At 74.9% G+C, this 12,382-nt stretch carries 14 protein-coding genes; 8 read left to right on the plus strand and 6 right to left on the minus strand.

Annotation, left to right across the window (positions count from 1 at the left end; translation table 11 throughout):
- Positions 1-515 precede the first annotated feature (515 nt).
- From ACY0MR_RS10360 to ACY0MR_RS10370, 3 genes are all read left to right on the plus strand, one after another.
- Complete coding sequence (locus tag ACY0MR_RS10360; RefSeq protein ID WP_388806922.1) at positions 516-1,121, plus strand: GOLPH3/VPS74 family protein; 606 nt, start codon at positions 516-518, stop codon at positions 1,119-1,121.
- 68 nt (positions 1,122-1,189) lie between these two features.
- Positions 1,190-1,930 carry a helix-turn-helix transcriptional regulator gene (locus tag ACY0MR_RS10365; protein ID WP_473560437.1) on the plus strand — a complete coding sequence of 247 codons (741 nt, stop codon included), beginning with the start codon at positions 1,190-1,192 and terminating at the stop codon, positions 1,928-1,930.
- Positions 1,931-1,962: 32 nt separating this feature from the next.
- Positions 1,963-2,547, plus strand: a complete 585-nt coding sequence (locus tag ACY0MR_RS10370) for a DUF3291 domain-containing protein (protein ID WP_473560439.1) — start codon at positions 1,963-1,965, stop codon at positions 2,545-2,547.
- Here the strand turns inward: ACY0MR_RS10370 and ACY0MR_RS10375 are convergent.
- Positions 2,544-2,960, minus strand: coding sequence for a hypothetical protein (locus tag ACY0MR_RS10375; protein WP_388806928.1), 417 nt, complete (start codon positions 2,958-2,960; stop codon positions 2,544-2,546). The genes ACY0MR_RS10370 and ACY0MR_RS10375 overlap by 4 nt on opposite strands.
- Positions 2,961-3,030: 70 nt before the next feature.
- On the opposite strand from ACY0MR_RS10375, the gene ACY0MR_RS10380 reads away from it, so the two are divergent.
- The 4 genes from ACY0MR_RS10380 (at position 3,031) to ACY0MR_RS10395 (ending at position 7,521) form a co-directional block, all read left to right on the plus strand.
- The gene (locus tag ACY0MR_RS10380; RefSeq protein WP_473560441.1) at positions 3,031-4,413 is read left to right on the plus strand and encodes a sensor histidine kinase; all 1,383 of its coding nucleotides are present in this window, start codon (positions 3,031-3,033) and stop codon (positions 4,411-4,413) included.
- Positions 4,410-5,078, plus strand: coding sequence for a response regulator transcription factor (locus tag ACY0MR_RS10385; protein WP_361859880.1), 669 nt, complete (start codon positions 4,410-4,412; stop codon positions 5,076-5,078). The genes ACY0MR_RS10380 and ACY0MR_RS10385 overlap by 4 nt, the downstream gene beginning before the upstream one ends.
- Before the next feature lie 154 nt (positions 5,079-5,232).
- Positions 5,233-6,588: a cytochrome ubiquinol oxidase subunit I gene (locus ACY0MR_RS10390; RefSeq protein WP_473560444.1), complete on the plus strand. Its 1,356-nt coding sequence runs from the start codon at positions 5,233-5,235 to the stop codon at positions 6,586-6,588.
- Between the two features lie 153 nt (positions 6,589-6,741).
- Entirely contained in the window at positions 6,742-7,521 is a 780-nt protein-coding gene (locus tag ACY0MR_RS10395; protein ID WP_473560446.1) for a cytochrome d ubiquinol oxidase subunit II, read from the plus strand.
- Positions 7,522-7,546: 25 nt separating this feature from the next.
- On the opposite strand, the gene ACY0MR_RS10400 is transcribed toward ACY0MR_RS10395, so the two are convergent.
- Together ACY0MR_RS10400 and ACY0MR_RS10405 are read right to left on the minus strand one after the other, a co-directional pair.
- Positions 7,547-8,740 (minus strand): AI-2E family transporter, encoded by a 1,194-nt coding sequence (locus ACY0MR_RS10400; protein WP_404082249.1) that lies wholly within the window; start codon positions 8,738-8,740, stop codon positions 7,547-7,549.
- A 405-nt stretch (positions 8,741-9,145) separates the two neighbouring features.
- Positions 9,146-9,340, minus strand: coding sequence for a DUF3046 domain-containing protein (locus ACY0MR_RS10405; RefSeq protein WP_361859889.1), 195 nt, complete (start codon positions 9,338-9,340; stop codon positions 9,146-9,148).
- A gap of 79 nt (positions 9,341-9,419) precedes the next feature.
- On the opposite strand from ACY0MR_RS10405, the gene ACY0MR_RS10410 reads away from it, so the two are divergent.
- Positions 9,420-10,349, plus strand: a complete 930-nt coding sequence (locus tag ACY0MR_RS10410) for a hypothetical protein (RefSeq protein WP_388806936.1) — start codon at positions 9,420-9,422, stop codon at positions 10,347-10,349.
- 22 nt (positions 10,350-10,371) lie between these two features.
- Here the strand turns inward: ACY0MR_RS10410 and ACY0MR_RS10415 are convergent, their stop codons facing one another.
- From ACY0MR_RS10415 to ACY0MR_RS10425, 3 genes are read right to left on the minus strand one after another with little or no spacing between them, the layout of a single operon-like run.
- A complete protein-coding gene (locus ACY0MR_RS10415) occupies positions 10,372-10,680 on the minus strand; it encodes an AzlD domain-containing protein (protein WP_388806938.1) in 309 nt (102 codons plus the stop codon).
- Positions 10,677-11,417 (minus strand): AzlC family ABC transporter permease, encoded by a 741-nt coding sequence (locus ACY0MR_RS10420; protein ID WP_392865165.1) that lies wholly within the window; start codon positions 11,415-11,417, stop codon positions 10,677-10,679. Before ACY0MR_RS10420 ends, ACY0MR_RS10415 begins: the two co-directional genes overlap by 4 nt.
- 10 nt (positions 11,418-11,427) lie before the next feature.
- Positions 11,428-12,273 carry an AraC family transcriptional regulator gene (locus tag ACY0MR_RS10425; protein WP_473560450.1) on the minus strand — a complete coding sequence of 282 codons (846 nt, stop codon included), beginning with the start codon at positions 12,271-12,273 and terminating at the stop codon, positions 11,428-11,430.
- Positions 12,274-12,382: the final 109 nt, after the last annotated feature.

A 12,382-nucleotide genomic window follows, 5' to 3' on the forward strand; every position in this document is an offset into this window, starting at 1 on the left:
AAATGCCCGAGATTCCAAGGGCCGGGCTTCCATGAGAATGGATGTTCGATTTCAGTGTCAAGCGCACTCGCCGGGCCGGACCCCGGCTCTTCGGCCCCGCCGTCGCCCCCCGATCGTCGCCGCCGGGGCCAGGCCGGCACCCCGGACGGCGGGCACGGACGGCGGGTGCGGACGGCGGGTGCGGACGGCCCGGCTCCGGGGCCCTCGCCCCCGTGGACCGAGGCTCACCCCCGCCCCCCCATCGACCGTAGGGCCGACGAGCCCCTCGGGCGGGCACGGCTCGCCGCGCGACACCATCCCGGCCCCCGCATCACCCCTACCCCCGCACCATCCCCGCCCCCGCACGGTCCCGCCCCCCACGCCGCCCCGAACTCCCCGCCCCCCGCCGGGGCTTCGGACGCGCGGGCGGCGAGCGATACTGATCGTGGCGGCCTCCTCGCCCCCGACCGGTCCCGACCGGGACAGCCGGGCGGGCCGGGAGCCCCGCCATGCCGACGCCTTCGAGGGGAGCCTTCATGACCACGGCGCAGGACCTGTTCATCATCGCCATGGACCCGGGGTCGGAGCGTCCCGTGGGCCAGGGGGACCTGTCGCTCGCGCTCGCGGGAGCCGAGCTGATCGATCTCCTCGGCTCGGGGGCGGCCGCCATCGACGAGGACCGGATCGTGCCGGGCCCGCCGTCGGCGCCGGACGACCGCCTCCTCGCCGCGGCCGAGGCGGAGCTCGTCCGGCAGGAGCCCTACGAGCCGGTCGAGGACTGGCTGTGGCGCCGGGGCCGCGACCTCTCGGCCACGTACCGGAGCACCCTGGAGAAGGCCGGCGCGCTCACGCGCAGGCGCAGCGGCCTGCTGCCCTTCGGCCCGGAGACCGTGGAGCCGGCCGACACGGAGGCGAGCCGGCGGGCCGCCGCCCGCCGGGAGGAGGGCGAGCCCGTACTGGCCGCCCTCGCCTCCGCCGTGGGCGTCGGCGGCGAGTGGTCCGACGAGGAGCCGGGGTTCGCGGACGAGGCGGTGACCACTGTGGTCGCGGTCGTCAACGAGGCCGTGATGGAGCTGGAGGCCGTGCGCCAGCGGCGGACCATCGAGAACACCGCCTTCGCCAACGTCTGGCGCGGCCCCTGACCGCGGGCGCGCCTCCGGGCCCGCGGAGGCCTTCTATCTCCCACCTGCGTCGTTTCTAGAATGGACCGATGGAGGACACGCAGGACATCGACGCGATCGCCATGCTCCAGGACCCGGTGCGGCGCCGCCTGTACGCGTACGTGGTCGCGCAGGGCCGCGAGGTCGGGCGCAACGAGGCCGCCGAGGCCACCGGGGTGGCGCGCACGCTCGCGGCGCACCACCTGGACAAGCTGACCGGCGCCGGGCTCCTGGAGAGCGGCAGCCGCCGTCTGACGGGGCGCTCGGGGCCGGGGGCCGGGCGCCCCGCCAAGGTGTACACGCGGGCGCCGGCCGAGCGGTCGGTCTCCCTGCCGGCCCGCGACTACCGCACCGCCGCCGAGCTGCTCGCCGAGGCCGCCGAAGAGGCCGGGCTCGACGCCGGGCTCCGCGCGGCCGCCCGCCGACGCGGGGAGGGGCTGCGCGGCTCGGCGGCGCCCTGCGGCAGCCTGGACGAGGCCATGCGGACGCTGGCGGCCCGCGGCTACGAACCTCACCTGGAGACCGCCGGCGCCGACGGCGATCCGCGTACGGACCCCCTCGACGCGACCGCCGGACCGGCGCCGGGAGCGGCGGCGCCCGCGCGCGTCGTCCGGATGCGCAACTGCCCCTTCCACGCCGTCGCCGAACGCTTCCCGCCGCTCGTCTGCGGCATGAACCTCGCCCTGCTCGAAGGGCTGCTGGGTGCCGACGGTGCCGTACGCGCCCGCATGGACGCGCGGCCGGGCGAGTGCTGCGTGGTGGTCGAGAGTTCTAAAGACAACTATCATTGACATAGAAAACGACGCCGTGCTGGGATGAGGCCATGACCGCACCCCCGCACGCCGCCGTCCATCTCGCCCAGCTGAACCTCGCCACGCTCCTCCACCCCCTCGACGACCCGCGCGTGGCACCGTTCGTCGAGCTGCTCGACCCGGTCAACGCGGCCGCCGACGCCGCACCCGGCTTCGTGTGGCGGCTGGTCGGCGAGGGCGCGCCGGACGCCACCGACCTGCGTCCGGCGGGCGAGGACGTCATCGTCAACCTGTCGGTCTGGGAGAGCCGGGAGGCGCTGTGGGACTTCGCCTACCGCAGCGGGCACCTGGAGGCGATGCGGCGGCGGCGCGAGTGGTTCGCCCGGCACGTCGAGGCGCACATGGTGCTGTGGTGGGTTCCCGCCGGGCACCTCCCGACCGTCGAGGAGGCCCTGGAGCGACTGGCGGACCTGCGGACGAACGGCCCGTCCCCGCGCGCGTTCACCTTCGCGTCCGCCTCCACCGCCGACGAGGCGGCCCGGCAGGAGGAGGCGACACCGCGCGTCGCGGCGGCGCGGCCGGGCGGCGCGCCCGCGCCCGCGCCCGCCGCAACCGCCCCCGCCGCGACCGCGCCCGCGGGGGACCCGCCCGCCTAGGGAGGGTCCCGCCGATCAGGCCCCGCGGGGCCCGGCCCGGTCGGCACGGCACCCCCCTGGGAGTCCGTACGCCCCCGTTCCCGACGCGCCCGGACCGCTCGTACCACCCGGGTGATCGCGTACCCCAGCACCCAGGGCAGCACCGTGAGGCCCAGGACGTAGACGAGGACGTACCCGAGCACGTCCTCCGTGTGGCGGGGGTCGTCCCAGCCGTCCACGGGCAGCACGACCGCGGTCGCCGAGACCGCCACGGGCACCAGGGGCAGCAGCACGGACCAGAGCCGCGGCCACCGCCCGGGCCGCCGGGCGCACCACACGCCCACGGCGCCCATCAGGAAGGGCCCGAACGGCACCCACAGGATCACGGGCACGAACAGCAGCGCCCACCACTCGTCCGCGTACCCGAACATCATCGAAGCCCCCCGACGCCCCCGACCCGACGCGGCCCGCCGCCGCGAACCGCCCCCGCCTATCCTTCGACGCATGCCCCTCCCCCACCGTTCCCCGGCCGGCGGGCGCTGTGCGCCACGGGCCACCGACGCGGCCGTGGCGGGTGCCGTCCTGCTCGTCGTCGCCGTCTGGACGCTCGTCTCCGCGCGCTCCGCGAGCGAGCCCCCCGTCCGGACGGCGCTCGGCTGGGCGCTGATCATGGTCGGCTGCGGGGCCCTGTACGTCCGGCGGCGGCAGCCCGTCGCCGTCTCCGTGGTCACGCTGCTCGCCTGCGTCGTCTACTACCCGCTGTCCGCGCAGGACGGCCCGCTGATGATCGCCTTCGCGCTGGCCCTGTACACGACGGCCGCCGAGGGACGCTTCGCCGCCGCCGTCGCACTGGCCGCCGTGACGCTCCTCGCGGTCGGTCTCGGCGAGATCCGGCAGCAGCCCGGGCACCGGCAGATCGACGACACCTCCCTGGTCATGCTGGCCGGCTGGCTGATCAGCCTGGTGGCGGTGGGGCGGGCCCAGCGCACCCGGTCCGCCTATCTGCACGAGGTGGAGCAGCGGGCGCTGGCCGCCGAACGGGAGCAGGAGGCGCGGGCCCGGCAGAGCGCCACCGAGGAGCGGCTGCGGATCGCCCGGGAGGTGCACGACGTGCTCGGCCACAGCATCTCGCTGATCAACGTCCAGTCGGGCGCCGCGCTCCACCGCCTCGGCAAGGGGCCCGCGCCGGAGGCCGGACTCGCCACCGCCACCGAGGCCCTCCAGGCGGTCAGGTCCACGAGCAAGGACGCGCTGCGGGAGCTGCGGGCGACGCTCGGGGTGCTCCGCCGGGCCGGCGAACCGACGCCGACCACCCCGTCCTCCTCGGGGCTCGCGCTCCTCGGCGACCTCGCCGCACGCGCGCGCAGTGCCGGTCTCGACGTCCGTACGGAGACCACGGGCACCGCGGCGTCCCTTCCGCCGCCCGTCGACCTGGCCGCGTACCGGATCGTGCAGGAGTCGCTGACGAACGTCACCCGCCACGCGGGCGCGAGGACCGTCCGCATCATCCTCGACTGGGAGGCGGGCGCGGTGCGGCTGCGGATCGCGGACGACGGCGGGGGCGCACCGGAGGACCGGCCCCTCGGCAGCGGGGTCCGGGGCATGGCCGAGCGGGCCCGCGCGCTGGGCGGAGAGCTGACCGCCGGGAACGGCGAGGACGGCGGCTTCCTGGTCGACGCCCGGCTGCCGTTCCCCGACCGCCCCGCGGCGACCGCACCGCCCTCCCCCGGCGCGCGCGAGGTCGCTGCTCCCGCCGCCGTCCGCGTGCACGGCACCACCGACCCCGCCGTGCACGAACGCGGCACCACCGACCCCACCGCGTCCGAAGGCGACGCGGCCGAGCCCGCCGCGTCCCCGAGCGACGCGGCCGAGAGGGACCCCCGATGATCCGTGTCGTGCTCGCCGACGACCAGACCCTGGTCCGGGCCGGCTTCCGGTCGATCCTGTCCGACGAGGAGGACCTGGAGGTCGTCGGAGAGGCCGGCGACGGCGAGCAGGCCATCGCGCTCGCCCGCGAACTGCGGCCGGACGTGGTCCTCATGGACATCCGCATGCCGGTCCTCGACGGCCTGGAGGCCACCCGTCGCATCACCGCAGACGAGCGGCTCGAAGGGGTGCGGGTGGTCATCCTGACCACCTTCGACGCGGACGACCACGTGTACGGGGCGCTGCGCGCGGGCGCGTCGGGGTTCCTGGTGAAGGACACCGAGCCGATGGAACTGCTCCACGCGGTCAGGGTGGTGGCACGCGGGGACGCACTGATCGCGCCGGCCGTGACCCGCCGTCTGATCGCCGAGTTCGCCGGCCGGGCCGACCGGCAGCCCGATCCGAGCCCCCGGCTCAACGCCCTCACCGAACGGGAGCGCGAGGTCCTCGGCCTGGTGGGCGCCGGGCTCTCCAACGACGAGATCGCCGGACGGCTCGTGCTGTCCCCCGCGACCGCCAAGACCCACGTCAGCCGGATCATGACGAAACTGGCGGTACGGGACCGGGCGCAGCTGGTGATCCTGGCGTACGAGTCGGGGATGATCACGCCGGGCTGGCTGGCCTGACCCGGAGCCGGTCGGCGGGCACGCCCGGGGCGCGGCGGGCCTCCCGGCGCAACTCACGGGGTACGCGCGCGTGCCCGGGCACAACCTCAGGGGTACGGCCACTGTCCACCCGGGGGTGACGCAGCGCCCCTGGTCGTACGCCGACGCTGATCGGGTGAACCAGGACGTACTCGATCTCGCGCGGTTGCAGTTCGCCCTCACCGCGGGCGGCCACTTCCTGTTCGTCGCCCTCACCCTGGGGCTCGCGACCGTGGTCGCCGTGCTCCAGACACGGGCCACGTTCAGCCGCACGCCGCTGGACGCGCGCATGGTGCGGTTCTGGGGCCCGCTGTACGTGATCAACTACGCGGTCGGCATCGTCACCGGTCTGGTGATGGAGTTCCAGTTCGGCATGGCGTGGAGCGGGCTCACCCACGAGGCGGGGAACATCCTCGGGGCCTCGCTCGCCGTCGAGACGATCGTGGCGTTCTTCGTCGAGTCGACCTTCCTCGGCCTGTGGATCTTCGGCTGGAACCGGCTCAACCGCTGGGCCCACCTGGCCGCGATCTGGGTCGTCGTCCTGACCGCCTACGTCTCGGCGTACTGGATCCTGGTCTCCAACGGCTTCCTCAACCACCCCGTCGGCCACCGCTCCGAGCACGGCGAACTGGTCCTCGACGACCCGGTCGCGGTCCTCACCAACCCCTCGGCGCTGCTGGCCTTCGGCCACGTCGTGGCGGGCGCGCTGCTCACGGCGGGGTTCTTCATGGCGGGGGTGAGCGCCTACCACCTGTTCCGGCGCAGCCCGGAGTGGGAGTTCTTCGGCCGGAGCCTGCGGATCGGCGTGTTCCTGTCGGCACCCGCGCTGATGGTGACCGCCGTCTTCGGCGGGGTGCAGCTCGCCGTCCTCGACGCCTTCCAGCCGATGAAGTCGGCCGTGTTCCGGGGGAAGTCGGCGGAGGTCGCGCGGGTCCAGGCGGAACTGACGGAACGTTTCGGGCCCGGCGACTACGTGCCCTCCGAGGCCTGGACCCGGGGCGGGGCGCTGGTGATGCTGATCTGCTTCGCGCTGATGATGTACCTGTGCTTCGCCGGGGTGGTCCTGGCCGCCTTCAGGAAGGCCGTCTTCCGGTTCCGCCCGTGGCATGTCCTCCTGATGGCGGCCGTCCCCCTGCCGTACATCGCGATGATCAGCGGCTGGGTCTTCCGGGAGTCCGGGCGGCAGCCCTGGGTGGTGTACGGCCTGCTCAGGACGGAGGACGCGGTCTCCGACCTGTCGCCCGGCACCATGCGGCTCTCGCTGGTGGCCTTCACGACGGTCTTCGTCCTCCTGGCGGCCCTCAACGCCTGGCTCCTCACCCGGCACGCCCGCCGGGGCCCGGTCGAGGCCGGCCTCGGCCACGACGAGCGGCCGACCACCGGCGGCAGCGGGGACGGGCCCCCGGGCGACGGCGGCACCCACGGCGGAGGCGGGCAGGGCGGCGGCGGAGCACCCGACCCGGCCGACGCCCTCCCGGCCCCCCACTACTGAGCCCCGGCTGGCCCCGGGCAACACCCGGGCTGCCCCCGGACACCGCGGGCAGCCGCCGGGCAGGACGCCCGCCGATCCGCCCGGCCTGCCCGTGCGCCCCCACTCCTTCGTCCCCTCATCCCCCGCCCGCCCAGGAAAGCCCGAGGTGCCCCCGTGGAGACCCTGGCCATCGCCCTGCTCGCCTTCTTCGCGACGGGCTGGTCCGTCCTCGCCGGGGCGGACCTCGGCACCGGGATGCTCATGCCCTGGCTCGGCCGCAACGACCGCGAGCGGCGGCTCGTCCTGGCCTCGATCGCCCCGTTCTTCCTGGGCAACGAGGTCTGGCTGGTGGCCACCGCCGGTGTCCTCGTCGGCTGCTTCCCCGCCCTCGAAGGCGAGCTCCTCAGCGGTCAGTACCCGGTTCTCGTGGGCCTGCTGACCGGCTGGATCCTCCGGGACGCGGGCCTGTGGTCCCGCGGCCGGGTTCCCGGCCCCCGTGGGCGCGCGGCCTGTGACGCCGCGGTGGCCTGCGGGAGCTGGGGCGTCGCGCTGTCCTGGGGCTGGCTGCTCGCCGCCCTGCTCACCGGGCGGCCGTACGCACCGGCGACCGGGGCCGCGGCCGTCCTCACCGCGCTCGCGGTGGCCGCGGTGTTCGCGGCGCACGGGCTCGGTTTCGCGACGCTGCGCCTCACGGGACTGCCGTACGAGCGCGCCCGCGGGCTCGTCGGGCGCTCCGGGCGCCCCTGGCAGTCCTTCGCCCTGACCGCGGTCCTGATGGGCGGGCTGCCGCTCTGGGCGGGCACGGCGCTGCCGCTGGCCGGGCGGGCGGCGGCGCTCGGCACGCTCGGTCTCCTCGTGCCCGCCCTGCTGGTCGTCACGCCGCTGCTGGTGGCCGTCCAGGGGTGGATCTGGCACACCTTCCGGCACCGGGTCACCGGGCCGTCGTACCTCTGAGGGGAGGCCTCCCGCCAGATCCCTGCTACGGCCGGTCCGACCCCGACGGCGGCCCGTCCGATCCCGGCGACGTTCCCCCCGAGTCCTCCGGCGGCTCACCCTGCCCGGTCTCCTTCTTGTGGTGCAGGGCCTTCTGCAGGCGCGCGACCACTGCCTCCCCGTACCGCCGGTGGCCGTGGACGCGCGGATCGTCCGTCACGTCGTAACGCTTCACGTAGGCGCCGAGGAAGGCCTGGAGCGTGGCGACGGCCGGGATGGCGATGAGGGCGCCGACGGCGCCGAGCAGCGCGGTGCCCGCGATGACCGAGCCGAAGGCCACCGCCGGGTGGATGTCCACCGTCTTCGACGTGAGCTTCGGCTGGAGCATGTAGTTCTCGAACTGCTGGTAGACGACCACGAAGCCGAGCACCCACAGCGCGTACCAGGGGTTCACGGTGAAGGCGATCAGCATCGGCAGCGCGCCGGCCAGATAGGTGCCGATGGTCGGGATGAACTGCGAGACCAGACCGACCCAGACCGCGAGCGCGGGCGCGTACGGCACGTCGAGGATCTCGAAGAGCACGAAGTGCGCGATGCCGGAGATCAGGGCCATGAGCCCGCGGGAGTAGAGGTAGCCGCCGGTCTTGTCGACCGCGATCTCCCAGGCCCGCAGCACCTCCGTCTGCCGGGCGGGCGGCAGGACCGAGCAGAGCGCGCGGCGCAGCCGGGGTCCGTCGGCCGCGAAGTAGAACGAGAACAGGAAGATCGTCAGGAGCCGGAACAGGCCGCCGAGGACGGTGGCGGAGACGTCGAGGACGCCGGAGGCGCTGTTCTGGACGTACTTCTGCAGCCAGTCGGAGCTCAGCACGCTGTCCTGGACCTCGACCCGCGACAGGTCGGTGTGGAAGCTCTGGTTGATCCAGTTGATGAGCGAGTCGAGGTACTCGGGGAAGTTCTCGACCATGTCCACGATCTGGCCGGCGAGCATCGAGCCCAGGAGGACCACGAACCCGACGCCGAAGATCAGGACCGCGAAGAAGACGAGGAAGGTGGCGAGTCCCCGGCGCATCCCGCGGGCCGCCATCCGCCCCACCGCCGGTTCGATGGCGAGGGCGAGGAAGAAGGCCAGCAGGATGTTGACGAGGAGGCCGACGAGCTGGTGGAAGGCCCAGCTGCCGAGGAGGAAGACGGAGTAGAGCGCGAGGGCCAGGACGAGCGCGCGCGGCAGCCATCGCGGCATCCGGGCCGCCCGGGCGGCGGGCACGGGCGCCGCGCCGCCGTCGCCTCTGCCGGCCGTCGCCGTGGACACGGCGGGACCCGCAGGACCGGCGGAACCCTCGGCCCCGGCGGAGCCGGTCGGGGCGACGGACCCGGCCGAGCCCGTCGGTCCGGTCGCGGCGCCCGGGCCGGTCGCGGAGCCCGCCGCGTCCGGTCCGGTCCCGTGGGTCGAGTCCTGCGGTGCGTTCGGGTCGGAGGCGTCGGAGCCGTCGGTGTCGTCAGTCGGAGGAGCCACCCCGTCAGTCTCGCGTACGGCACGGACATTCCACCCCGGACCCCCCGGGTCCGCATCGGCGACCGGCCGGCGCTCGTCCACCGGAAGGTCGGCGACCGGTCAGCTCCCGTCAGCCGGACTGCCGGCGACCGGTCAGCGCTTGTCCGCGGGAATGTCGACGGCCGCGCAGACGGCCCGCCACACGTCCTTCGTCTCCCAGCCGGAGTCCAGCGCCTCGTGCACCGTCCGGCCGCCCAGTTCGGCCATCACGTGGTCCCGCGCGAAGGACTCGGCGTACGACGCGCCGAAGTGCTCCGCCATCCGTTCCCAGAAAATCGTCAACCGCATGACCCCAGTATCACGCTCCCAAGAGTGCAGCCCGCTCCATAGCCCTTGTCACCGCGACTTTCCGCCCTACGGTCGGAGCATGGCCGAAAAACCACTCTCGCCCCCGCCCGCGACACCCCTGGCCCGTGCCGAGCACTTCGTCTGGCTGACGGCCCGCGTCCTGGAACAGCGCCGGTTCTCCTACCACTTCCTGCGCGGTGGCGCGGATCAGGTGGAGACGGCCCTCTCCGCGTACCTCAACGAGGACGGCGGCTACGGCCACGCGCTCGAACCCGATCTCCGCGGCCCGGTCAGCCAGCCCCTGCACACCGCGCACGCGCTGCGCGTGCTGGACTCCATCGGCCGCTGCGGCGGGCTGCGCGTGGAGCGGATCTGCCGCTACCTCACGGACGTGTCGACCCACGAGGGCGCCCTCCCGGCCGTCCACCCGTCGCAGCGCCCCTACCCGTCCGCGCCGTTCGTCCCGGTCGTCGACTCCCCGCCGAGCGCCCTGCTCGCGACCGGCCCGGTGGTCGGGGTGCTGCACCGCAACCAGGTGTGGCACGCGTGGCTGTTCCGCGCGACCGAGTTCTGCTGGTCGGCGGTGGAGTCGCTGGAGAAGTCCCACCCGTACGAGGTGCAGGCGGCCGTCGCATTCCTGGACGGGGCCCCGGACCGCGCGCGTGCGGAGGCCGCCGCCGACCGGCTCGGCCGGATGGTCCGGGACCAGCGGCTCGCCGTCCTGGACCCGGACCGGGAGGAGGAGTACCCGGTGGCGGACGGCTACGCGCCGGGCGAGCTGCACTTCCCGCACGACTACGCGCGCGTGCCGGACTCGCTGGCGACCCGCTGGTTCACCGAGGAGGAGATGACCCGCTCGCTCGACCGGCTCGCGGCGGACCAGCAGGACGACGGCGGCTGGCCGATCCGCTGGCGCACCTGGGCCCCCGGCACGGCCCTGGAGTGCCGCCCCATGGTCACCGTCGAGGCACTCCGCACGCTCCGCGCGCACGGCCGGCCGATCGACTGACCGCGAGGGCCGGGCCCGCGGGTCACCAGCCGAGCGCCCGCACCCCCGCGGTGACGGCGACGGCCGCGCCCACGACGACCAGGAACGGCGCCCGCAGGACGAGGGCGACGGCCGCCGCGGCGAGCCCCGCCGCGCGGGCGTCCAGGACGACGGCACCGCCCGAGCCGAAGGTCTGCTGCGCGGTGAGCGCGGCGAGCAGGGCGACCGGGAGCAGGGCGGCGAGCCGCTGGACCAGGGGCCGCTCCAGCGCGCCGGCGGGCACGAGCAGGCCGACCAGCTTCACCAGGTAGCATCCGGCGGCGGTCAGGGCGATCGCGATCCACACGTTCATCGGGAGTCCTTCTCTCGTCCGGCGGGGGCCGTCCGGCGGCCCTGGAACCAGAGCACCAGCGGCGCGGCGAGGGCGGCCGCGAGGACCGGGACGCCGGCCGGGAGCACGGGCAGCAGCCCGAGGCCGAGCAGGACGGCGATCGCGGCGGTGGCCCGCTCGGTCGCGGACTTCAGCATGGGGGCGAGCAGGGCGAGGAAGACCGCGGGTCCCGCCGCGTCGAGCCCCCAGGCCGCGGTGTCGCCGATCGCCTCGGCGCCGAGCGCCCCGAGCAGGGTGGTGGCGTTCCACAGGACGTACAGCGTGAGCCCGGTGACGGTGAAGCCGATGCGGGCGGCCCGGCGGGTCGGCTGGGCGAGGGAGACGGCGGTGGTCTCGTCGATCACCCAGTGCGCGGCGAACGGCCTCACGGCCTTCGGTACGGCGAGGAGCTGGGAGAGCCGCAGCCCGTAGAAGGCGTTCCGGGTGCCGAGGAAGAAGGCCCCGGCGGCGGCCGTGAAGGGGTTGCCGCCCGCGGTCAGCGCTCCGACCAGGGCGAACTGCGAGGCGCCGGTGAAGACGAGCAGGCTGAGGACGCAGGTCTGCAGGACGCTGAGTCCGGAGCCCGCGGAGGTCACGCCGAAGGCGAAGCCGGAGAGGCCGACGGCGACGCCGACCCCGAGGGCGTCGCGGACGACCGCGGCGTCGGGTTTGGCCGGTGCGCCGTCGCGTATGACGGGAGGTGCTGTCTGTTCTGCCACGTCGGGGACGCTACGGGAGTCGCCGCGGCCCGGTCTTGTACGTTCTTGCGCGCTGGTAGGCGCCCGGCGGGACGCCGACGCTGCGGGTGAAGTGCCGGTTGAGGTGCGACTGGTCGGTGAAGCCGACGGCCGCGGCCGCCTCCGCCGGCGGGATCCCCGTGTCGAGCAGCTGCCGGGCCCGGCGCACGCGCGCGTCGGTCAGCCAGGTGTGCGGGGGCATGCCGTACGCGTCCCGGAAGGCGCGCAGGAGGGCGAAGGGGCTGGTGTCGAGGTCCGTGGCGAGCCGCTCCAGGGTGGGCGGCGCGGTCATGCGGTCCTCCAGGACGGCACGCGCGCGTGCCGCGTTCCGGGCCCCCGCCGAACGCGGCGGGAGCGGGCTGACGATCCCGCCGTGGCTGCGCAGCATCCGGGCGGTGACCAGCCGGAGCAGGCTGTCGGCCGCGAGCGCGTTGCCCTCCTCGGCGGCCCGGTGGACGCCGACGACGAGCCGGGCCGCCTCCGGGTCGTCCACGACGGGCGTGGAGAAACCGACCGAGCCGCGCAGGGCCAGGGTGTCGGCGGCGATCGACCGCACGATCCCGGCGTCCGGGTAGATCGTCCGGTAGGTCCAGCCCTCGGGCACGCCCGCGTGCCCGGTGTGCGGGGTGTCGGGGTTCACCAGGGCGATCTGCCCGGGACCCGCGTGGACGAGGTCGTCGCGGTAGTGGAAGGCCTCGACACCCTCGGTGATCGCGGCGAAGACGAAGGTCTCGTGGGTGTGCCGGGCGAAGGCCTTCCGGATGTAGTGGGCGTGCAGCAGGTCGACCCCGGGCAGCTCGGAGTACTGCCAGTACCGTGCCCGCTCCCCGCTCGCCATGCCTCCATTCTGCGCCGGGACCGGGACCGTCGCCGTGCCGGACCGGGGAGACCGGCCCGGATGTCCCCAGGTCCGGGCGGTTGTCAGTGCCGGGGTGCACGATGGGGGG

This window comes from Streptomyces sp. JN8 (assembly GCF_055808075.1).

Excerpts from the sequence above, each read along its gene's own strand:
- ACY0MR_RS10375 (WP_388806928.1), bottom strand. The coding sequence starts at position 2,960 with ATGATGTTCGGGTACGCGGACGAGTGGTGGGCGCTGCTGTTCGTGCCC.
- ACY0MR_RS10405 (WP_361859889.1), bottom strand. The coding sequence starts at position 9,340 with ATGCGGTTGACGATTTTCTGGGAACGGATGGCGGAGCACTTCGGCGCG.
- ACY0MR_RS10425 (WP_473560450.1), bottom strand. The coding sequence starts at position 12,273 with ATGGCGAGCGGGGAGCGGGCACGGTACTGGCAGTACTCCGAGCTGCCC.
- ACY0MR_RS10370 (WP_473560439.1), top strand. The coding sequence starts at position 1,963 with ATGACCGCACCCCCGCACGCCGCCGTCCATCTCGCCCAGCTGAACCTC.
- ACY0MR_RS10385 (WP_361859880.1), top strand. The coding sequence starts at position 4,410 with ATGATCCGTGTCGTGCTCGCCGACGACCAGACCCTGGTCCGGGCCGGC.
- ACY0MR_RS10400 (WP_404082249.1), bottom strand. The coding sequence starts at position 8,740 with ATGCCGCGATGGCTGCCGCGCGCGCTCGTCCTGGCCCTCGCGCTCTAC.
- ACY0MR_RS10410 (WP_388806936.1), top strand. The coding sequence starts at position 9,420 with ATGGCCGAAAAACCACTCTCGCCCCCGCCCGCGACACCCCTGGCCCGT.
- ACY0MR_RS10380 (WP_473560441.1), top strand. The coding sequence starts at position 3,031 with ATGCCCCTCCCCCACCGTTCCCCGGCCGGCGGGCGCTGTGCGCCACGG.
- ACY0MR_RS10360 (WP_388806922.1), top strand. The coding sequence starts at position 516 with ATGACCACGGCGCAGGACCTGTTCATCATCGCCATGGACCCGGGGTCG.
- ACY0MR_RS10365 (WP_473560437.1), top strand. The coding sequence starts at position 1,190 with ATGGAGGACACGCAGGACATCGACGCGATCGCCATGCTCCAGGACCCG.
- ACY0MR_RS10415 (WP_388806938.1), bottom strand. The coding sequence starts at position 10,680 with ATGAACGTGTGGATCGCGATCGCCCTGACCGCCGCCGGATGCTACCTG.